A 21849-nucleotide genomic window follows, 5' to 3' on the forward strand; every position below is an offset into this window, starting at 1 on the left:
GTATTAATAACCTGTTCGACCACGGCACCAATCTGGCTGCTGGAGGTGGCGACATCGGTCGCGCTGTGCCGGCTCTGCTCGACAGTACTGCGAATTTGCCCCGTCTGATCAATGATTTGTTTGACCAGCTGTTCAATCTGGTTGCTGGCCTGATGTGCTTTACCAGCCAGCTGCCGCACTTCATCAGCGACTACGGCAAAACCACGACCGGCCTCACCTGCCCGTGCTGCTTCAATGGCGGCATTGAGTGCCAGCAAATTGGTCTGGTCGGAAATTTCCTGAATGCTGGAGATCAGCTGATTAATCGCGTTTGCTGTACCATCCAAAACTGCCGTAACAGAAGCACTTTGCTCGGCATCTTTACTGATTTGACTGGCACGCTGGTCCAGATTGGCCAGCGCCTGATGGGTCTGGCCGAAAATATCGTCCAGCGCGGTTAAGGCCCGATGTTCGTGTTCCAGCTGGCCGGCATTTTTTGCCAACTCTTCTCGGATCTGATTCAGCATGGCGCCACCTAACAGCATAGTGGCACAGACAGTCTGTTGATGTGCATCATGTTGCAGTGCCGCTTCGTTTTTCGCCAGTTGCTGACGGTGCTGATGATGCAGTTGTTCGATTTCCTGTTGATGTTGATTTTGTTGCTGACTGAGTTGTTGTTCGAGTTCGGCAATCCGTTGTTTTAACGCTGAAGTGAAAAACATAAGTGTTGCTCCGGTACGGTCAGAGGGGGGCTGGCGCATAACACGAAGATCCATCGGTGTTTGCAATGATCAAAATGGGGCATGGTGAGGTTCTGACATCGTAACTCACCACACAGCTAACCACGCCTTTACTCGCTCACCTTGTCAATTCAGGCGTGGTTTTGTTGTCATCCTGACACAAAAACGATTAAGTCGACAGTTCGACTATTGTCTCAGGTCAAAGAGTGCGGAAATTTATTGCGCCCGGACATCCTGCTGCAGCCGCTCTATAGCAACCACCACTTGTTGGGCAGCATCTTCCATCTGTCCTAGTGCCCGCGCAAGCGCCGAAGTGTCCCCGCTACGCCCTGCCTGAACCGCGTCGCGTGCAGCCTGATGCATGCCGCGGTGTGGGCTTTCGATACTGCGGAAACTGCTGAGCTGACCATAATGTTTGGCGCCATAACCACCAGCGCCGCACCATTGCTGAAATTTTTGCTCGGCTTGCGATGCGGGCAAGTCGCGTTGTTGGGCTATCGCCTGATAAACACCGGCTTTCCAGCTGATGTAATCCATTTTCAAACCATCAAGGTAAGTTAACGTGGTTGTGCTGCGGATAAGTTTTTTCATCGCTTCCGAGCGATTAATCACTTCGTTGACCACAGAATCGATTTGTTTGGACGACAAGGACACATCCGCCGCACTTTGCTGGCTGTGTGACACCATGGTTTTGATATTGTTGGTTTGTTCTATCACCTTGCGGATCAGGCTTTCGATTTGTTTGCTCGCTTCATTGGCTTTGCCGGCAAGTTGACGCACTTCATCGGCCACAACAGCAAAACCGCGGCCGGCTTCACCGGCGCGGGCCGCTTCAATCGCGGCATTGAGCGCCAGTAAGTTGGTTTGGTCGGAAATTTCCTGAATGCTCGAAATCAGCTGATTGATGGAACTGGCGGTACCATCCAGCACTGCAGCTGTCGCCGCGCTTTGGTTGGCATGCTCGGTAATTTGTACGGCACGGTCTTCCAGAGTGCGGATGGCACTTTGGGTCTGGCCAAAAATATCTTCCAGTTTGGCCAGTGCAGTGCGTTCGGCGATCAGGTCATCCGCATGGCGGCTTAAACTTTGCCGCACTGCATTCAACACTTCGCCACCTTGTAGTTGCACTTCCTGCCATTGGTTTTGCTGTTGTGCTGCGGCATGCTGCTGCAGCTGCTGTTCAAGACCGGCCAGCTGCTGCTCTAAATACTGTGTGCTGTCCCTGGCCTGGCGTTGTGCTTCTTTGAGCTGCTCCCTGAGTTGTTGGTTTTCTTCTTTCAGCGCACGATTAAAAAACATGAGGTTCCCCGATTTCTTATTATTGAACAACCATCCTAAGACAAGGCTTTGACGCTGAGAAGCCCCTCGGCAGGTAAATGGATTAAGAAAGCCGGATAATTACCGAACTGGTGGAAAATAGGCGGAAAAAAAGCACCCGAAGGTGCTTTTTTTCGCAATGTAGGCTGTTAGGATTATGCCTGCGCCAGTTGTTGTGCCAGATAGTCGTCGTAACTGCCGACGAAGTTGCGCACGTCATGGTCGGTGATCTCAATGATCCGCGTTGCCAGTGATGAAACAAACTCACGGTCGTGGCTGACAAACAACAAGGTGCCTTTAAACAGCTCCAGCGCCATGTTCAGCGATTCAATCGATTCCATATCCAGGTGGTTGGTTGGTTCGTCCATGATCAGAATGTTCGGCCGTTGCAGCATCAGCTTACCAAACAACATGCGGCCTTTTTCACCACCGGATAACACTTTAACTTTCTTCTTGATGTCGTCCTGACTGAACAACAACCGGCCTAGAATACCGCGCACCGCTTGTTCGTCGTCTGATGGTTGTTTCCAGTATGACATCCAGTCAAATAACGACATTTCTTTCATGTCGCCGGCGAACTCATATTCGTGGTCCTGAGCGTAATAACCGATATTGACGTTTTCTGACCATTTCACCAGACCGCCATCGACCGGATATTCACCGACAAGACACTTCAGCAGTGTGGTTTTACCGATACCGTTGGCACCGAGGATGGCCACTTTTTCCCCGACTTCGATCATCATGCTGACTTTATTCAGCACTTTTTTACCATCAAAGCCTTTAGATAAATCTTCGACTTCCAGTGCCAGTCGGTACAGCTGTTTTTGCTGTTCAAAACGGATAAATGGATTCACCCGGCTTGAGGCTTTCACTTCTTCCAGTTTGATTTTGTCCATTTGCTTGGCACGTGACGTGGCCTGACGCGCTTTAGAGGCGTTCGCCGAGAAACGCGCAACGAAGGCTTTTAATTCATCAATCTGGGCTTTTTTCTTGGCGTTGTCTGACATCAGACGTTCACGCGCCTGCATCGCTGCCAGCATGTATTCGTCGTAATTGCCCGGATATAAGCGCAGTTCACCGTAATCAAGGTCGGCCATATGGGTACAGACGCTGTTTAAGAAGTGACGGTCGTGCGAAATGATGATCATGGTGCTGTTGCGTTCAGCCAGCGTATCTTCCAACCAGCGAATGGTATTAATATCTAAGTTGTTGGTTGGTTCGTCCAGCAGCATGATATCCGGATCGGCAAACAGTACTTGCGCCAGTAACACCCGCAGTTTCCAGCCCGGCGCCACTGCCGACATCGGGCCGAAATGTTGTTCAACCGGAATACCAACACCTAATAACAGTTCACCGGCGCGGCTTTCCGCGGTGTAACCGTCCATTTCACCAAAAGCGACTTCGAGATCAGCGACCTTCATGCCATCCTCTTCGGTCATTTCGGCGCTGGAATAAATCCGGTCACGTTCGGCTTTAACCTGCCACAGTTCGGCGTGGCCCATGATCACGGTATCGATGACACTGTATTGTTCAAAGGCGAACTGATCCTGATGCAACTTGGCGACGCGCATATTCGGCTCGACCATCACGATACCGGCGGACGGGTCCAGCTCCCGGCTCAGGATCTTCATAAAAGTGGATTTACCACAGCCGTTGGCGCCGATCAGGCCATAGCGGTTACCTTGACCGAATTTGACCGAAATGTTTTCAAACAGCGGCTTGGCGCCGAATTGCATCGTAATATTGGCAGTAGAGATCACAGTCAGGGGTTCCTGTTGGCCGAGCGGGCCCGTTAGCGTGTTAGCAAAAAAAGCCCGGCGCATGGCCGGGACAAAAAGCGCGCTATTATAGCGGCTAACCCAAATTTTGGCTACGCCGTGATGTGGCAGAAGTCACAGTTCACAGAAGTTTTATCAACCAAAACGCCGTCCGAGCACGATACAAAGCACCACCAGCGCAGCAATACCCAGCTGCACCACACTGATGTGTTCACCTAGACAAACTGCCGCCCAGCCTAAGCCCAAAAACGGACTCAGCTGCTGCAACTGACTGATCTGCGCCACCCCGCCTAATGACAGGCCGCGATACCAGGCAAAAAAGCCGAGAAACATCGAAAACAAAGACAGATATACAAAGCCAAGCCAGGCGGACACTGAGATATCTGCTAGCGAAATAGCCGGCAACTGCACCACAGTCAAGGGCAATGACAGTGGCAACGACAGCACCAGTGCCCAGCAAATCACCTGCCAGCTGCCGAGATCTTTTGCCAGCATGGCGCCTTTGGCATAGGCCAGCCCACAACAAAGACAAGCCAGTAATAGCAAAGCATCAGCCAGTGCCAGAGAATTGATTTTATGCTGCGCCAGACTGTAACCGAGCACCAATAGCGCCCCGGCGCAGGCAAACAACCAAAAGCCAAGTCTTGGCACCTGAGCACTGAGCCAGGCACCAAAAACCGCCGTAAACAGCGGCATCAGCGCAGTCACTAAAGTGGCGTGGCTGGCGTCCGTCCACTGCAATGCCAACGCAGATAACAACGGATAAGCGAACACAGCACCAAAAGCCACTACCAATAAACCTGGCCAGTAGCGCCGTTCCGGGAGCTGTTGTTTTAGCCCGGCCAACAGCAGCAGGCTTAAAATACCGGCAACCGCAGCGCGGCCAGCACCTACAAACAGCGCCGGCAGCTCCAGCACCGCAATGCGGGTCGCAACCAGACCGCCGGAAAACATCAACACACCGCTTAGCCCCCATAAATAAGCAATCGCCATCGGCGACAACGCCTGAGTGTTGACCGTATTCTTTGGCAAAACCTGCTCTGACATAAAAAACTCCCTGCTTTACAGCGGCACGCTGAATTGCTACTGACAATAATGCAGAAAAACCGGTACACTCAGGACAGTTGTTGAGACTGTTATCAAACTGTATTGGTCGTTTGGCCGTGACAGTTCACTAGGGGCGGGAGAGAATTATGCAAGTGGCGCTACAGGATTTTCTGCTCGACAGTGCCGCGGCACAGGGCCTGACGCAGCAATTGCTGCAACAGAGCAAACGGCAAATTCAGCAGGGCAGCTGGCCGGCCGGTGCACGCCTGCCCTCAGTTCGTGCGCTGGCGTCGCATTTGGGCATCAGCAAATTTACTGTGGCCGATGTGTATGAGCGGCTTAATGCCGAAGGGTTAGTGCTAAGCCGGCCCGGCAGCGGTGTGTTTGTTGCGCGGCGTAATCCGGCGCTGCAACTGCATGAAAACAGCAGCCCCAGTGAGCTCGCCGATGAAGTGGCGCTGATGCGCCAGACGCTGCAGCGCGAGGCGAATTGGCTGAAACCGGCTGCCGGCTGGTTAACCCCAGACTTTCTGCCGCAGCAGGAGATCCGCGCGGCATTAAAAGAAATTGCCCGGCAAGAGCAGGCGTTGACTGACTACGGCCCAGCACAGGGTTATCTGCCGCTGCGGCAATATCTGGTGAACCGCCTGGCGGAACTGCGGATTTCGCTCGCGCCGCAGCAGTTGTTATTGACTCACAGTGCTACTCACGCACTGGATTTAGTTCTGCGTCTGTTGTTAAAGCCTGGCGACAAAGTCATTGTGGATGACCCGGGCTTTTATAACTTTCAGGCGATGCTGCGGTTGCATCAGTTGGAGCTGCTGTACCTACCCCGCACTGCCGATGGCCCTGATTTAACTGCGCTGAGCACTTTACTCAGCAGCCATAAAGTACGCGCTTATCTGACCAATTCAGTGTTGTCGAATCCGGTCGGCACTTGTGTCAGCCCACCTAAAGCGGTACAGGTATTATCGTTATTGAAACAGCATCAGGTGCTGTTAATCGAAGATGATATTTACGCCGATTTTGAGCAGCAACCAGCGCTGCGTTATGCCAGTCTGACCGGTTTGCAGGACGGCGTTTATCTGGGCAGTTTGTCGAAAACCATTTCAGCTGACTTACGCGTGGGTTATATCGCCGCCTCGCCACAGCTCATTGCCTCACTGACCGATTTAAAACTGATCAGCAGTACCTCAACCCCGGCCACTGTGGAACGGGTGGTCTATCAGGTACTGACCAGCGGTAGCTACCGCCGTCATCTGAAGCAATTACAGCAGCGGTTAGACGGGCTGCGTCGTGACGTCATTGCGGAATTTGTTAAACGCGACATTGTGCCATGGTTTGTGCCTGAGGCTGGTTTTGCCCTTTGGCTGCAACTGCCGCCCGGTATCAGCAGTCGCGCGCTGACAGCGCTCGCGGCCAAGGCACAAGTGGTACTGGCGCCGGGGCCAAATTTCAGCCAATGGCCGGATGCCGACCGGTTTATGCGGGTTAATATCAGTCAATGTGCCGAGCCGCGGTTGTGGCAGGTCTTGGATGAGGCTTTGGCACAGCTAAAAGCTAATTGAACAGCCTGATTATTACTCCTGGGTATCAAAATAAAAAAACCGGCAGTAGCCGGTTTTATCATGCTGTTACAGAGATCAAGCCTGAGCTTTAACCACCGCATCTTTACACAGCTGGGTGATACGGTCCCAGTCACCGGCGACAATAGCGTCATCCGGCACAATCCAGCTGCCACCAACACAACGCACGTTTGGCAGCGCCAGATACTCGAGGAAGTTTTTCTCGTTGATGCCGCCGGTTGGGCAGAAACGGATATCCGAGAACGGGCCATGAATAGACTTCAATGTCTTCACGCCACCAGCCGCTTCTGCCGGGAAGAATTTAAAGTGGGTGTAGCCTAAACCTGTGCCTTCCATCAGTTCTGAGATTGATGCTATGCCCGGGATCAACGGAATTGGCGCTTCTTTACCAGCGACCAGCAATTCACGGGTCAAGCCCGGGCTGATGGCAAATTTAGCGCCAGCTTCAACCACTTTTTGCAGCTGGTCGGCGGTGGTCACGGTTCCGGCGCCAACAATTGCATCCGGCACTTCTTTGGATAACAAGGCAATGGCTTCCAGCGCGACCGGCGTGCGCAGCGTCACTTCCAGTACTTTGATACCACCGGCCAACAAGGCCTTCGCCATAGGAACGGCCGTAGCCAGGTCTTTAATCACGATCACCGGAACGACCGGGCCTTGCGCAAATAAGGTGTCTGGTTGTAACTGCCAGTTTGAAAACGACATAATCAGCCCGCCAATTTTTGTTTTAAGTAAACTGCACAGCCGAGTAAGCCCGGTTGCTCTGCAGTGACGATATAAGTTGCGATTTGCCGGTTGAACGCCGTAAAACGTCCTTTGGCTTCAAATCTGCTACGAAACTCGCTTTGTTCCAGCAAAGGCAGCAGTTTTGGTGTAATACCCCCGGCGACATAAACCCCACCGAAGGTACTTAAGGTCAGTGCCAAATCACCGGCCAGACTGCCAAGCGAGGCAAAAAACTGCGCGACAACGGCCTGGCTTAACGCACAACTGCCATCGAGTGCCTGCTGGCCGATTTCTGCGGCAGTTTTGGCCGGCACGTCCAGCTGCTGATAAGCAGCAAGCGCCAGATACAAACTTTCCAGACCAGGGCCTGATAACAGCCGCTCCGGCGAGACATGGCCATAATGCGCAGCCAGATAACGCTGGATAAACCATTCCTGCTCGTTCTGCGCAGTCCAGTCGGTGTGTCCGCCCTCACCAGGCAATGGGATATAACCCTGCTGCGTTGGGATTAAGTGTGCCACGCCTAAACCAGTACCAGCACCCAGTACAGCCATAGGTTTGGTCAGATCACGCTCACCTGCGCCGGTTTTCACCAGCTCGGCATCACGAATAGCCGGCAGCGACATCGCCACAGCGGTGAAATCGTTCAGCACGATAAATTCAACAAGACCCAGTTCGGCTTTGATTTGCGTGATGGAAAATTCCCAATGGAAATTTGTCATTTTGACAAAGTCACCGGTGACCGGACAGGCAATAGCCACTGCCACATGGGCGATGTCAGTCAGGCTTTGTTGCTCGCGGTAATACTGCAGCGCTAAGGCCAGCGTGGCGAATTCCGCGCACGGATACACCACGACCTTGTCCAGTTCCAGCGTGGTCAAATCGACCCGGCTAAAACGCGCATTGGTACCGCCAATGTCAGCGACTATGGCGAAGCGGATCGCAGCATTAGCCATTGAGGTGCTCCTCAGTGGTAAACAGACTGCAGGCCCCTTGTTCAGCACCGGTCAGTACTGTGCGCAGGCCACCGAAAATTTCGCGGCCCATGCCATAATAACTTTCTGACATGTCGCAGGTGGCGAGCGGCCGTGCATTAAATTCCGCTGCTTCGACCAGCACCTGTAATTCGCCGGTTTGTGCATTCACACGGATCATATCGCCGTCCTGAATACGGGCAATTGGGCCGCCTTCGATAGCTTCCGGTGTGACATGGATAGCGGCCGGCACTTTACCGGACGCGCCTGACATGCGGCCGTCAGTGACCAGTGCGACTTTAAAACCTCGGTCCTGCAGCACGCCAAGCGGCGGGGTCAATTTGTGCAGTTCCGGCATACCACAGGCTTTTGGCCCCTGGAAGCGCACCACGACGACACAATCTTTATTCAGCGCACCTGCTTTAAAGGCTGCATCCAGCTGGTGCTGGTCGCTGAATACCACTGCTGGCGCTTCAACAATGTCAGTACCTTCACGCAGTGACGAAGTTTTAATCACGCCACGACCAATGTTACCAGCCAATACATGCACACCGCCGGTAGCTTTGAATGGCTTGGCGACCGATGAAATGACTTTGTCGTCCAGTGACTTGGCCGGGCCATCCACCCACACCAGTTCGCCGTTTTGCAGCTCTGGCACCTGGGTGTAACGACGCAAACCAAAACCAGCCACAGTGTGCACGTCTTCATGCACCAAACCTGCGTCTAACAGTTCACGAATAAGCACTGCCATACCACCGGCCTGATGGAAGTGGTTGACGTCGGCTTCGCCGTTTGGATAGATTTTTGCCAGTAACGGTGTGGCTTTAGACAAATCTTCGAAATCGTCCCAGTTCACGATGAAGCCGGCGCTGCGGGCCACTGCCACTAAGTGCATGGTGTGGTTGGTAGAACCACCGGTTGCCAGCAAACCAACAATACCGTTGACCACTGCTTTGACATCGACGATTTGGCCGATTGGTGTGTAATTGGCGCCTAAATCAGTCAGACGCGTGACCTGACGTGCAGCGGCTTTGGTCAGTGCATCGCGCAGCTCTGTACCCGGATTAACAAAAGACGAACCCGGCAAGTGCAGGCCCATCATTTCGACCACTAACTGGTTCGAGTTAGCAGTGCCGTAGAAAGTGCAAGTGCCCGGTGCGTGGTAAGATTTGGCTTCTGAATCCAGTAACTCGTCTTTACCCACTTTGCCTTCAGCGTAAAGCTGGCGCACCCGGGCTTTTTCTTTATTCGGAATACCAGATGGCATTGGTCCTGCAGGCACGAACACAAACGGCAGGTGGCCGAAACTTAAAGCTGCCATCAGTAAACCCGGCACGATTTTGTCACAAATCCCCAGCATCATGGCGCCGTCAAACATATTATGTGACAGGCCGACAGCCGCAGACATCGCAATGATGTCGCGTGATAACAACGACAGCTCCATGCCCGGCTGGCCCTGGGTGACACCGTCACACATTGCCGGTACACCGCCGGCAAATTGGGCGACACTACCCACTTCAGCACAGGCTTGTTTAATCAGTGCCGGATAGGTTTCATACGGCTGATGGGCTGACAACATGTCGTTGTAGCTGGAAATAATGCCGATATTGGCTTTGGTCAGACTGCGCAGGTCAGTTTTTTCCTGTGTACTACAGGCGGCAAAACCATGCGCCAGATTGCCACAGGCTAAAGCGCCGCGATGCGGGCCTTTGCGCCGGGCTTTTTCCATCCGTTGCAGATAAATAGCCCGACTTTTTTCACTGCGCGCTAAAATCCGTTCTGTAACCTGTTGTATGACCGGGTGCATATAAACCTCTATTGATCTGCGTACATAACTGACAATTCTGGGTCTGTCAGCTGAATAAAAGCACGGATTGGCATGGCTGCCACGTCAGTACCGGCAGCTGCCTGCTGCAGCACTTGTAATTTTTTGCTGCCAACCAGATGCAGAAAAATCGCCCGCCCCTGCGCCAGTCGCTGTTTGCTGAAGCTGATCCGCTGATATGGAGCAGTGGTCGGATTGGTCGCCAGTAAATCCGGCGCATCGTCGGCAAGGCCAGCATTCAGTTCTTTGCTGCAGGGAAATAACGAAGCGGTATGACCGTCTTCGCCCATGCCCAAAATCACCACATCAAAGCGCGGTAAATCACGAACGCGGGCTAACAGCTCAGGCACGGCGGCTTCGGCGTCCTCAGCCGGGGCATACAGACTGACAAAGGTCGCTACCGCTGCTTTGTGCTGTAATAACGCTGATTTTACCAGCCGTTCATTACTGTCCGGCGCATCGTCTGGCAGATAACGGTCATCTGCCAGCGTGATCGTGACTTTTGACCAGTCTAAATCTGTGTTCGCCAGCGTCTGAAACAAAGGCAACGGTGTACGGCCGCCGGAGACAACCAACACCGCTGTGCCGCGCTCAATGATCGCCTGTTGCAGTTTAGCGCTGATGTCAGCGGCAAAAGCTGCGTTCAGCGCTTGTGAGTCAGAAAATTGCTGCAGCTGCATGTTATTCGTCCCAGTTTCGGTCGTCGCGCGCCAGCAAAGAGATGGCGGCTACCGGGCCCCAGGTGCCGGCCTGATAGGCTTTTGGCGGCTCATTATTGACGCGCCAGGCGTCGAGAATACCGTCGACCCACTTCCAGGCTTGTTCTACTTCATCACGCCGCACAAACAAATATTGATTGCCCAACATTGCTTCTAACAACAAACGCTCGTAAGCATCCGCGATCCGTTGTGACTGGAAAGTTTCATCAAAACTTAAATCCAGTTTGCTTTGTTGCAGTTGCATCGTCTCGCCGAGGCCCGGGATCTTGTTCATGATCTGGATCTCAACGCCTTCATCCGGTTGTAAGCGGATGATCAGTTTGTTTGCCGGTAACTGTTTATAAGTTTCATGGAAAATGTTGTGTGGCTGTGGCTTAAAGCAAATCACCACTTCCGACACTTTATTTGGCATGCGTTTACCGGTACGCAGGTAAAACGGTACGCCGGCCCAGCGCCAGTTGTCGATATCGACTTTAATCGCGACAAAAGTCTCGGTCTTGCTGTTCGGCCGTGCGTCCTCTTCTTCCAGATAACCGGGCACTGCTTTACCGCCGACAAAGCCGGCTGCATATTGGCCACGCACGGTTTTTTCCTGCACGTTTTGCAGGTTAATCGGCCGCAGCGCTTTGAGAACTTTGAGTTTTTCGTCGCGGATGCTGTCGGCATCCAATCGTGCCGGTGGTTCCATCGCGATTAGCGACAGCACCTGTAATAAGTGGTTTTGCACCATGTCGCGCATCTGGCCGGCGTCGTCGTAATAACCCCAACGCCCCTCTACGCCTACTTCTTCGGCCACTGAGATCTGCACATGGTCAATGGCATTGTGGTCCCAGTTGGAAGCGAAAATCGCATTGGCAAAGCGCAGTGCTAACAGGTTCAGTACTGTTTCTTTGCCTAAGTAGTGGTCGATGCGGTAAATTTGCGATTCTTTGAAATAACGCGCCACTTCGTCGTTGATGACTTTGGACGATTCCAAACAATGGCCGATAGGCTTTTCCAGCACTACGCGGGATGGCTCAGCTGACAGACCCGCTGAATCGAGCCCCTTACAGATATTGCCAAATAACGAAGGTGCTGTGGCGAAATAACTGACCGGAATTCGTTTGGCCGGATTGGTTACTGCCTTTAATTGCAGATAATCTGCTTCTTTTGACAGATCAATCTGCACATAGACCAGCTTAGCCTGCAACCGTTGCCAGACATCCGCTTCAATCGGCTCTTTAATAAACTTATGTAAATTGGTCTCAACTAACGCGACATAGTCGGCGAGGCTCATGGCGTCACGGGCAACCCCGATAATGCGGGAGTCCGTGTGTAACAGGCCGGCGCGTTCCAGTTGATATAAAGCGGGTAATAACTTACGGCGCGCCAGGTCGCCTTTGGTGCCAAACAGAATTAAATCGCAGGCTTTGTTTGATTGTGCTGTTGCTGTCATGCAAATGACCCTTGAATAGATGTAATTTTACAACACTTAGCCGCATACTAGCCGACTGAAAAGCGCTTGTAAACCTAATAAGATGTAATTAAATTACATAATAACTAAAGATTTTGACGGGCCGGTTGCCTTCAGGCAGTCTTTGACAACTATCATCCTGAGTGTGGTAAATTTAGCACTTTTGATGTAGCCGGCTTTGTCAGACTACAGATAATATTACATCAACCTGCTGTCGCAGGTCTCATAACATGCAGGTAAAAGCGGATGAATGTGCTGGAAAAAATCGTCAACAGTGTCAACAGCTTTAGTAAGTCAGAGCGAAAAGTGGCAGATGTGATCCTGGCCAACCCGCAAACGACCATCCACAGCAGTATTGCAGCACTGGCAAAAATGGCAGACGTCTCTGAGCCGACCGTCAACCGTTTCTGTCGTCGCCTCGATACCAAGGGATTCCCGGATTTTAAATTACATCTGGCACAAAGCCTGGCGAACGGCACACCTTATGTAAACCGCCACGTCGAAGAAGACGACGGCCCTGAGGCTTATACAGCCAAGATCTTTGAATCGACGATGGCGGCCTTAGATGCTGCGCGGCAAAACGTTGATATCCCAACGATTAACCGGGCCGTTGACGTGCTGACTCAGGCGAAGAAAATCTCCTTTTTTGGCCTCGGTGCTTCTGCTTCTGTGGCCCATGATGCGCAGAACAAGTTCTTTCGCTTTAATGTGCCGGTGGTTTGTTTCGACGATATCGTTATGCAGCGCATGAGCGCCATTAATAGTGCTGAAGGTGATGTCGTTGTCTGTATTTCCCACACCGGCCGCACGAAAAACCTCTGTGACATCGCCGCCATCGCGCGTGAAAACGACGCCACAGTCATTGGTATCACGGCCTATGACAGTCCGCTGGCGAAAGAATGTACGCTGGTGTTGTCACTGGATGTACCAGAAGACACTGATATGTATATGCCGATGGCATCCCGCGTGGCGCAATTGGTGCTGATTGATATTCTTGCCACCGGCTTTACGCTGCGTCGCGGCACTAAGTTCAGGGAAAATCTGAAGAAAGTAAAAGACAGTTTGCGTGGCTCGCGTTTCGATAAAAAGGATTTTCATAGCTGATCGGAGCAGTTAAACGGCCAAAATTGTAGTTTTTTTTCAGATGCTCGCTATATTCTGTAATTTAATTACATTAAACTAATGCAGTTCGAACCGGGCACCCGCCCGGTTTTTGCCAATCAACAGGCAGGAGTTGCCAATGCCAAGAAGAACCAAAATAGTCGCCACGCTAGGTCCAGCCACTAATACCCAGGCCGCCATTGAAAAATTAATTCAGGCCGGCGCCTCAGTTTTTCGTTTTAACTTCTCACACGGCACCGCCGACGATCACAAGCAACGCGCGGCCATGGTGCGCGCTGCAGCTGCGGCTTGTAACGCTCATGTCGCTATCTTAGGTGATCTGCAGGGCCCGAAAATTCGCGTTTCTACTTTCAAAAACAACTGTGTTGAACTGGCTGAAGGCCAGGAATACGTGTTGGACGCAACGCTTGGCAAAGGCCTCGGTGATGAAACCCAGGTTGGTATCGACTATAAAGAGCTGCCGGGTGATGTATTCCCGGGCGACTTATTGCTGTTAGACGACGGTCGTATTCAACTGGTGGTGTCTCATGTTGAAGGCAGCCGGATTGTTACCAAGGTCACAGTTGGCGGCAAACTCAGCAATAACAAAGGCATTAACCGCCAGGGCGGTGGTTTATCTGCGCCGGCTCTGACGGACAAAGACAAAAACGATATCGCGCTTGCTGCCGATATCGATGTGGATTATCTCGCAGTGTCTTTCCCGCGCACTGGTGATGATTTACGTTTAGCTCGTCAACTGGCCCGTGCGGCTGGTTCTGAAGCCTTAATAGTGTCTAAAGTAGAACGCGCCGAGGCTGTTGCTGATGACGAAACGCTGGACGATATCATTCGGGCATCTGATGCCGTGATGGTTGCCCGCGGTGACTTAGGTGTAGAAATTGGCGACGCCGAATTGGTTGGCCAGCAAAAACGTATTATCGCCCGCTCCCGTCAGCTGAACCGTGTGGTGATCACGGCGACGCAAATGATGGAAAGCATGATTGAAAGTCCGATGCCTACCCGTGCCGAAGTGATGGATGTGGCAAACGCCGTTCTCGATGGCACTGACGCCGTGATGCTGTCAGCCGAAACGGCTGCCGGTAAATATCCGACTGAAACCGTCAAAGCGATGGGCCGGGTTTGTGACGGCGCTGAGAAGCATCCAAAAGTGTTGTCGTCTAAACACCGGATGGACGTTACTTTCACTGAAATCAGCGAAACTATCGCCTTATCAGCGATGTACGCGGCAAACCATCTGGCGGGTATCAAAGCCATTATTGCGCTGACTGAATCTGGTTATACCGCCAAACTGATGTCGCGCATCACCTCATCGCATCCGATTTATGCGTTATCGCGTCATGTGAAAACGCTGAACAAGATGGCGTTGTATCGCGGTGTTTACCCGGTGTCGTTTGACAGCCATGGCATCAGCAACGACCATATCGCCGATGAAGCTGTTGCCGCGGTGAAAAAAGCGGCAGGTCTGCAAAGTGGTGACCTGGTGATCCTGACCCACGGTGATGTGATGGAAACCGTTGGTGCTTCAAACACCTGCAAAATTGTTACGGTAAAATAACCGCAGCGTGAAAAGCAAAAAAGGTCGCAATCGCGACCTTTTTTGCTTTTCAGCATGGCTGACTTACAAGTAAACAAGCTGCAAACTCGCAACAGCTGGTATTAGCCAGCCTGTCGTTTCCCAGCCAGATGGTGTTTTAACAACGGTGATAACGCTGTGATGGCGGAACCGGCGACCACCAGCAATGCACCAGTCACGGACCAGAAATTCAGTCCCTGCGCTGGCGCAGCATCCGGAAACAACCAGCTGACGATATTGGCGAACAAAATAGTCAGCAGCGGCGTAATAGCAAGCACAGCGCTGACCTTCGACGCTTCCCAGTGTTCCAGCGCTTCGGCAAATGCGCCATACGCGATGATGGTGTTGAGACAACAAAACGCCAGCAAACCCCACTGTAAGCCAGTCAGCTGCAGCACCGGGTTCAAATCAATCAGCGGCAGGAAACATACTGCGCCGGCCAGATAAATAAACCACATGATTTGCTGCGAGTTAAAAGTCATCAATAGCTGCTTTTGTGCCAGCGCATAACAAGCCCAGGTCACAGCGGCGATGACCACCAGTAACACACCGAGGCTGTCCTGATTAAACTGGGTCAGCAAGATCAGCAGTTTTTCATTAAAAAACAGTAATAATCCCGACACTAACAAGGTTGCACCAATCTTTTGCCACAGTAAAAGCTGCTCGCGGAAGATAAAAATGCCGCCCATCATCATCAGAAAAGGCGCCAGCTGGATCACCACCTGTGCTGTTTCTGCCGTTAATAAATGCAAGCCCATCAGGTATAAGATGTAATTAGACAACAAACCGCCGATAGCGATGATTAAAAGCGTTAGCGCTTTTTTACTCAGACCACGCACCGCTGGCAGCGCATTTTTTTGCCAAAGCACCAGACTCACAAACAAAGCCGCTACTAAAAACCGCACCCAGGTGATGGTATTGGCGCTGAGATCCATCAATAAATGTTTTAATGCAATGGGCAACATACCCCAAAGCACTGCAGTGACTAACGCCAGAATAAAGCCGTAAAAACTGCGGCCGGACGCCTGATGCATACCCTACCCTTAGTTAAAAAAAGCGCGCTATTGTCGTTGTTTTTGCCACATTTGTCGCCTGTTATCCGCAGTTATCGCTGCATTTTGTCGCGGATTGTCTGCTGTTTGCGTTATATCAACTAAAAATGATTTACGCTGGTTTATGCTGGTGTTAGATGAACGCTTGTGGGTAAAACAAATGAAAAAAATTGGTGTCCTGACTTCGGGTGGTGATGCGCCCGGGATGAACGCTGCGCTGCGTGCTGTAGTGTTGACCGCCTGCCAGTATGGCATTGAGGTCATTGGTTTTCGCCACGGTTTTAATGGCATTTTTCAGCGTGACTTCCAAATATTAACTACTGCAGACGTTCGTCAGATAGCTCACATTGGCGGCACTATTCTTAAAAGCGCACGCTGCAAACGTTTACCGGAGCCCGGCGGCCCACAGCAAGCCGCAGAAATTCTGCATGAGCTTTGCATTGAAGCACTGCTGGTGATTGGCGGTGACGGTTCATTTCGTGGCTGTGTAGCATTATCGCAACATTACCGCGGGCAGTTGGTTGGGTTGCCTGGCACCATCGACAATGATTTGGATGGCACTGATCTAACCATCGGCTTTGCCACAGCACTGGAAACGGCATTAGAAGCTATCGATAAAATTCGCGACACCGCCGATGCCTTTGAACGGACCTTTTTGGTTGAAGTGATGGGCCGCCACACCGGTTATCTGGCGCTATCAGCTGGTATTGCCGGCAGTGCGGAGCAAATTATTTGCCCTGAGTATGGTGAAGTTGTTGATGTCGCAGACATCGCTGCCGACATCCGCAGTTATCAGCAACAACATGGTGCTTGCAGTTACATTATTGTGCTGGCAGAAACCATGTATCCTGCTGGCGCCGCGACTCTGGCGCAGGAGTTGTCCGTGCAAAGCGGTACTGAATGCCGCGCTGTGGTGCTTGGCCACTTACAACGCGGCGGCAGTCCGGTCGGTTCAGACCGTATTCTGGCAACCAAACTGGGCGCATATTCAGTGGAACAGCTGGTGGCTGGCCATGCACATATGATGATGGCTGGCGAACAGGCCGGTCAGGCGGTGTTGTTTCCGCTTCGGCTCACTGGTGCCCAGCACAAAAAAGCGGACCCGTTTTTATTAGCCTGGCAGGACAGAATTTTACAGCAGCATTAAAGCAGTTGACAAAGAGCCTTGAAAAACAAAACGGCGTCTCAAAGACGCCGTTATTGTCTGCAATGCCGGCTTAACTGCCAAATACAGTTTTAACCCGATCTTTATAACTGCGGCTGACTTTCACCGACTGGCCGTTGGTCAGCATCAACTGATGTTCGCCGTTGGCCAGCATCTGCAATTTAGCGATAGTGCCGACATTGACGATCGCCGAGCGATGCACCCGCACAAATAAACGCGGGTCCAGTTCCTGCTCCAGCTCTTTCATGGTGCGGCGCAAAATGTGGGTTTGACCGTCATTGGTGTGAATACACATATAGTCGCCAGCCGCGTCGACCCAATCGATGTTTGCGACCAGCACCCGGGTGATTTCACCGGAATCTTTGATGCTGATGGCGTCCGGGAACTTGTCGTTCATCACCGGTTGTTCATTATCCAGACGGCCTAAGATTTGCGCGGTATCTTCACCGGTGAGCTTTGCCACCACTTCAGCGAGCTGGCCTTTATGCTTGTGGTCGTCGCGGGCTTCATAAGCCCGCAGCAGTTTTTCCACAGCAGCCTGCAGTCTTTCTGTTTCCACCGGTTTTAACACATAATCGACGGCGCTGACATCAAATGCACTCAGCGCATAATGATCAAATGCTGTGACAAAAATCACATAAGGCAGCTGTTTCAGTTGTTGCTGTAATTGTTTGAGCACAGCAAAACCATCTAACACCGGCATTTCAACATCGAGAAATAACACATCTGGCTTGTGTTCCAGTACCGCGTGAATGGCTTCTTCACCATTGCTGCACTGCGCCACTACTTCCAGCTCATTGAATGCAGCAAGCCGCATCAGCATGCCCTTTCGTGCCAGCGGTTCATCGTCGACTACGACAACTTTAAGCATGTTCTTCATTCGTCTCTTCCACCTCAAATGGGATCCGGATATTCACTTTGACACCTTGTGGCTGATTGTGAGTCAGCACCAGTGAGAAATTCTTGTCATACAATGCAGCCAGGCGCTCGCGGGTATTCACCAGCCCAAGTCCGCTGTTTTCCTTCGGCAGGCCGGCATCAATTGGCATGCCCGGGCCATTGTCAGCAACTTCTATAAGCAAATCATGACCAAATTTACGTGCCTTAATCGCAATCAGACCACCATTTGCCTGCCTGGCGACGGCATATTTAATCGCATTCTCTACCAATGGCTGCAAAATCAGGCTGGGTACCAGCGCGGATTCGGTGTTGTCAGCGATGTCGTATTCAATCGTCAGGCGTTCAGAAAAGCGGACTTTTTCAATCTCAAGATACAAAGCGGCGGCATGAATTTCCTGCGACAGCGCGACTTTTTTAATCGGGTCTTTGTAGAGGGAATACCGTAAAAAGTCACTGAGCCGGCTGAGCATTTTATTGGCAGTGTCGGCTTCGCCCAGCATCACCAGTGTAGAAATGGCGTTTAACGTATTAAATAAAAAATGTGGATTGAGCTGATAGCGCAACATCTTGAGCTGGGCTTCGTGCGCTTTGTTTGATGCAGTCAGCAGCTTTTGTTTTTCCTGCTGTAGGCTTTGATAATAGCGCACACCAAAGTATAAGCCGCTCCAGCTCAGCATCACATAAAAAGCGACCGGGGTTTGTTCCAGATATTGCAGCCAGTCTTTTGGCCGAAAACCATGCCGGTAGATTTCCCAGTAGTTGAAGTTCTTGATAACCGACCAGCAGGCCGCGGTGACCAAAGAAGCCAACAACACTGTGGCAATCAGCGCGGCCGGATGCCAGCTGCGGATGCGCTGGTAGAAATACCGTAGCGGGATCGTCAACAGCCAGCCGGCGTAGGCATCGAGCGCAACGACTAACAGATAAGCATCGCGCATTTCCTGAAAGAGCGAACCGAGAAAAGCAACCAACGCAAAACCCAGCCATCCGAGGCTGTGCAAAATCCAAAACTGGCGGTGTCGGTCTTCAAAAATTCGCAGCAAGCGCAGATTTCCATCTAAATGAGGTGGCCGATTATACCAAAGCTGCCTTCGGATGAATCGGCATTGATCCCGCGCCAGTCTCTGTTAGTCGCAGCGATAGTCGGCCTTATCTTAACCCAGTACCGGAGTTGGCTTGCGATCCGGTCCAAGCGCGACAAAAGTGAAAGACCCGGAAATAGCCCGGTGCTGGTCGTCGCTGTACATATTTTCAACAAATATATCGACGTTCACACGGATGCTGGTACGGCCGACATGGTCGATACGGGCAACCAGTTCAATGATAGTCCCGGCCGGGATGGATTCTTTGAAGTCGACACGGTCCGAGCTGACAGTGACCAGTGGCTTGCGACAAAAACGCGTGGCGGCAATAAAGGCGGCCTCGTCCATCCAGGCCAGAGCTTCACCACCAAACAGTGTATTGTGATGATTGGTGCGGCCCGGAAATACGGTTTTAGTGACGCGGGTGACTGCTTGCTCAATGCGCACTGCAACTTGTGCTTCGTTCATCATATTGGGAACTCCCTAATGGAAAAGCCGCGCATTCTAGTTGATGTACGGCGTATCCGACAAACGCTTCAGCGCGCCAGCATCGGGCCTAATGCTTTGCCACCGACTAAATGCATATGTAGGTGAAACACTTCCTGACCACCGTGTTGATTGCAGTTTACAATCAGCCGATAGCCATTCTCCGCAATACCAGCCTCTGCAGCGAGTTTGCGCGCGACGGTAAAGAGCCGGCCGAGTGCAGCTTCGTGCACTGCTTCGACATCATTCGCGGTCGGGATTAATACATTAGGGATAATCAGAATATGCGTTGGGGCGCGTGGATTGATATCGCGAAAAGCTGTGACCAGTTCGTCCTGATATAAAATGTCAGCGGGGATTTCGCGGCGGATAATTTTACTGAAAATCGTTTCTTGTGCCATTTCAACTCCTTATTATGCAGCGCCGGCGTTATAATCCGGCGAAACAGCAAGCCGGAAGTATATGTGATGAATGAAGTTCGTTACCAGCTGGAACTGGCAGATTTAGCCGGTCACTATGTCGATATTTGCGTGGAACTGATGCCGCATGACAAAGCAGGTGTGCTTTTGACTCTGCCGGCCTGGATCCCCGGTTCTTATATGATCCGCGACTTTGCCCGCCATCTGCTGGATATCCGGGCATATGACCAGGCCGGGCCGTTGCCGCTGGTTCAGACCGATAAACAAAGCTGGTTACTTGAACATCGGAGCCAACAGGTCAAAGTAAGTTATCGGCTTTATGCCTTTGATTTGTCAGTGCGCGCTAATTATCTCAGTGCCGATATTGCCGTTATAAATCCTGCGGCGAGCTGCCTGCAGGTCGTTGGGCAACAGCATCTGCCGCATTTGGTTGAGATCCGGCGCGGCCAGGCTCCGCAACACTGGCAACTGGCGACAGGCTTACCGCGAGCAGAAGACACGGCGCCGTTGCAATTTGGTTTTTATCGCGCGCCTAATTATGCGCAGTTAATTGATTGTCCGGTTCTGGCAGGTAAGCTGGATGTCGCCAGTTTTGTCATCGATAAGGTGCCGCATCATCTGGTGTTATGCGGTGCAGTTGCGACAGACGTGCAGCGTATAGCCACCGATTTACAGCGGCTGTGTCAGGTGCAAAAACAGGTGTTTGGTGCCCTGCCCGCTGATTTAGACGAGTATTGGTTTTTAACCTGGGTGGTTGATCAGGGCTACGGCGGTCTGGAACATCGCAATTCAACCTTACTGCTGTGTAACTGCTTTGATTTACCCAATCCGCGTCTGCCTGCTGAATATTCAGAGGACTATCAGAATTTCCTCGCATTGTGCAGTCACGAGTATTTCCATACCTGGTGGGTAAAACGCGCCAGGCCCACGCCTTATCTTGACTACCAGCTGCAAGCCGAACAGTACAGTACGCAGCTATGGCTATATGAGGGCTTTACCTCTTATTACGACGATTTGAGTTTATTGCGTACCGGCATTCTGACGCTGGAGCAGTATTTGACCGGCCTTGCCAAAACCATCAGTCGGTTACAACGCGCGCCGGCAAATCAACGGCAAAGTCTGGCCGATAGTAGCTTCAATGCCTGGACCCGCTTTTACCGCCAGGATGAAAACGCCGTTAATGCGGTGGTCAGCTATTACGCAAAAGGTGCCTTGTTAGCGTTTTGCCTGGACGCCGAACTGCAGCAACTAAACCTCAACTTAGACGGGCTGATGCAGCTTTGTTGGCAGCAGTATGGTCAGGGCGAGACCGGTAGTGAGGACGACACTTTTTTCCATTTATTGCAGCAATATTCGCACTCCGAAGTGCTAGTGGAAAAAGTTCGACATTGGGTGCAGTATCCAGCAGCATTGCCGCTGGCAGAGGCGGCACTAGCACTGGGACTTGAGTTGAGCTGGCGTCAGCCAGAGCATCATCAGGACCACAGTGGTAACAAAGAACTGCCGTTAGCGTCGCTCGAACCAGGTTTTCACTATGAAGTGAAAACCGATGGGTTGTTGCTCACTGCGGTGCGTAATAACACGCCCGCGCACCGGGCCGGTTTTAGCAGTGGCGATTTGTTGATTGCTGTCGCGCAGTTAAAAGCAACAGAAGCAACCCTGAAGCAGCTGTTGTTGCGGGCTGTACCGGGTGATGTGATCAGTTGCCACCTCTTTCGCCAGCAACGCTTAGTAGAGCTCAACCTGCAACTGGAAGTTGTACCGGCGACGGTGGCAGTGTTGAATGCAGTGTCGCAGCGCACAAGTTGGCCGGGTGTCAGCTGGTCATTAAATAACGCGGAATAACGTTGAGAAACTCGCCGGTCAGAAACAATCAGCCCGCGATAACCGCGGGCTGATGCTATTT

General features: G+C 51.9%; 18 protein-coding genes and 1 pseudogene. 5 read left to right on the plus strand and 14 right to left on the minus strand.

Annotated elements, in window-relative coordinates; translation table 11 throughout:
* Positions 1–26: 26 nt before the first annotated feature.
* From Q399_RS22500 to Q399_RS0100845, 4 genes and pseudogenes are all read right to left on the minus strand, one after another.
* Positions 27–755 (minus strand): annotated as a pseudogene (locus Q399_RS22500) (methyl-accepting chemotaxis protein); the annotation flags it as partial.
* A 180-nt stretch (positions 756–935) separates the two neighbouring features.
* Positions 936–2018 carry a methyl-accepting chemotaxis protein gene (locus tag Q399_RS0100835; RefSeq protein WP_031564467.1) on the minus strand — a complete coding sequence of 361 codons (1083 nt, stop codon included), beginning with the start codon at positions 2016–2018 and terminating at the stop codon, positions 936–938.
* A 173-nt stretch (positions 2019–2191) separates the two neighbouring features.
* Positions 2192–3796, minus strand: a complete 1605-nt coding sequence (locus tag Q399_RS0100840; RefSeq protein ID WP_084164125.1) for an ABC-F family ATPase — start codon at positions 3794–3796, stop codon at positions 2192–2194.
* 153 nt (positions 3797–3949) lie between these two features.
* A complete protein-coding gene (locus Q399_RS0100845; protein WP_031564470.1) occupies positions 3950–4861 on the minus strand; it encodes a DMT family transporter in 912 nt (303 codons plus the stop codon).
* 146 nt (positions 4862–5007) lie between these two features.
* Between Q399_RS0100845 and Q399_RS0100850 the strand changes: the two genes are divergently transcribed.
* Positions 5008–6429 (plus strand): aminotransferase-like domain-containing protein, encoded by a 1422-nt coding sequence (locus tag Q399_RS0100850; protein ID WP_031564473.1) that lies wholly within the window; start codon positions 5008–5010, stop codon positions 6427–6429.
* 75 nt (positions 6430–6504) lie between these two features.
* Here Q399_RS0100850 and Q399_RS0100855 read toward each other — a convergent pair whose 3' ends face one another.
* Genes Q399_RS0100855 through zwf form a run of 5 tightly spaced genes read right to left on the minus strand, consistent with a single transcriptional unit; the run spans position 6505 to position 12126 of the window.
* Complete coding sequence (locus Q399_RS0100855; protein WP_031564475.1) at positions 6505–7152, minus strand: bifunctional 4-hydroxy-2-oxoglutarate aldolase/2-dehydro-3-deoxy-phosphogluconate aldolase; 648 nt, start codon at positions 7150–7152, stop codon at positions 6505–6507.
* Positions 7153–7154: 2 nt separating this feature from the next.
* Positions 7155–8129, minus strand: a complete 975-nt coding sequence (gene glk, locus Q399_RS0100860) for a glucokinase (RefSeq protein ID WP_031564477.1) — start codon at positions 8127–8129, stop codon at positions 7155–7157.
* Positions 8122–9954: a phosphogluconate dehydratase gene (edd, locus tag Q399_RS0100865; RefSeq protein ID WP_031564479.1), complete on the minus strand. Its 1833-nt coding sequence runs from the start codon at positions 9952–9954 to the stop codon at positions 8122–8124. Before edd ends, glk begins: the two co-directional genes overlap by 8 nt.
* Before the next feature lie 8 nt (positions 9955–9962).
* Positions 9963–10652: a 6-phosphogluconolactonase gene (pgl, locus tag Q399_RS0100870; protein ID WP_031564481.1), complete on the minus strand. Its 690-nt coding sequence runs from the start codon at positions 10650–10652 to the stop codon at positions 9963–9965.
* A gap of 1 nt (position 10653) precedes the next feature.
* The gene (gene zwf / locus Q399_RS0100875) at positions 10654–12126 is read right to left on the minus strand and encodes a glucose-6-phosphate dehydrogenase (protein ID WP_031564483.1); all 1473 of its coding nucleotides are present in this window, start codon (positions 12124–12126) and stop codon (positions 10654–10656) included.
* Positions 12127–12390: 264 nt separating this feature from the next.
* Here zwf and Q399_RS0100880 point away from each other — a divergent pair, with 264 nt between their 5' ends.
* Together Q399_RS0100880 and pyk are read left to right on the plus strand one after the other, a co-directional pair.
* Complete coding sequence (locus Q399_RS0100880; protein WP_031564485.1) at positions 12391–13248, plus strand: MurR/RpiR family transcriptional regulator; 858 nt, start codon at positions 12391–12393, stop codon at positions 13246–13248.
* 136 nt (positions 13249–13384) lie between these two features.
* Entirely contained in the window at positions 13385–14821 is a 1437-nt protein-coding gene (pyk, locus tag Q399_RS0100885; protein ID WP_031564487.1) for a pyruvate kinase, read from the plus strand.
* Between the two features lie 101 nt (positions 14822–14922).
* Here pyk and Q399_RS0100890 read toward each other — a convergent pair whose 3' ends face one another.
* Complete coding sequence (locus Q399_RS0100890) at positions 14923–15873, minus strand: DMT family transporter (RefSeq protein ID WP_031564490.1); 951 nt, start codon at positions 15871–15873, stop codon at positions 14923–14925.
* A gap of 178 nt (positions 15874–16051) precedes the next feature.
* On the opposite strand from Q399_RS0100890, the gene Q399_RS0100895 reads away from it, so the two are divergent.
* Complete coding sequence (locus Q399_RS0100895; RefSeq protein WP_031564492.1) at positions 16052–17038, plus strand: ATP-dependent 6-phosphofructokinase; 987 nt, start codon at positions 16052–16054, stop codon at positions 17036–17038.
* A 70-nt stretch (positions 17039–17108) separates the two neighbouring features.
* Here the strand turns inward: Q399_RS0100895 and Q399_RS0100900 are convergent, their stop codons facing one another.
* From Q399_RS0100900 to hinT, 4 genes are all read right to left on the minus strand, one after another.
* Complete coding sequence (locus tag Q399_RS0100900) at positions 17109–17936, minus strand: LytR/AlgR family response regulator transcription factor (RefSeq protein WP_245612796.1); 828 nt, start codon at positions 17934–17936, stop codon at positions 17109–17111.
* The gene (locus Q399_RS0100905; protein WP_031564497.1) at positions 17920–18999 is read right to left on the minus strand and encodes a sensor histidine kinase; all 1080 of its coding nucleotides are present in this window, start codon (positions 18997–18999) and stop codon (positions 17920–17922) included. The genes Q399_RS0100900 and Q399_RS0100905 overlap by 17 nt, the downstream gene beginning before the upstream one ends.
* A 111-nt stretch (positions 19000–19110) precedes the next feature.
* Positions 19111–19509, minus strand: a complete 399-nt coding sequence (locus Q399_RS0100910) for an acyl-CoA thioesterase (RefSeq protein ID WP_031564499.1) — start codon at positions 19507–19509, stop codon at positions 19111–19113.
* 65 nt (positions 19510–19574) lie between these two features.
* Positions 19575–19925, minus strand: coding sequence for a purine nucleoside phosphoramidase (gene hinT, locus Q399_RS0100915; protein ID WP_031564500.1), 351 nt, complete (start codon positions 19923–19925; stop codon positions 19575–19577).
* A gap of 66 nt (positions 19926–19991) precedes the next feature.
* Here hinT and Q399_RS0100920 point away from each other — a divergent pair, with 66 nt between their 5' ends.
* Entirely contained in the window at positions 19992–21788 is a 1797-nt protein-coding gene (locus Q399_RS0100920) for a M61 family metallopeptidase (protein WP_051685641.1), read from the plus strand.
* Positions 21789–21849 lie beyond the last annotated feature (61 nt).

Source organism: Rheinheimera texasensis DSM 17496 (assembly GCF_000711985.1).
In the GTDB taxonomy this organism is placed as follows: domain Bacteria; phylum Pseudomonadota; class Gammaproteobacteria; order Enterobacterales; family Alteromonadaceae; genus Pararheinheimera; species Pararheinheimera texasensis.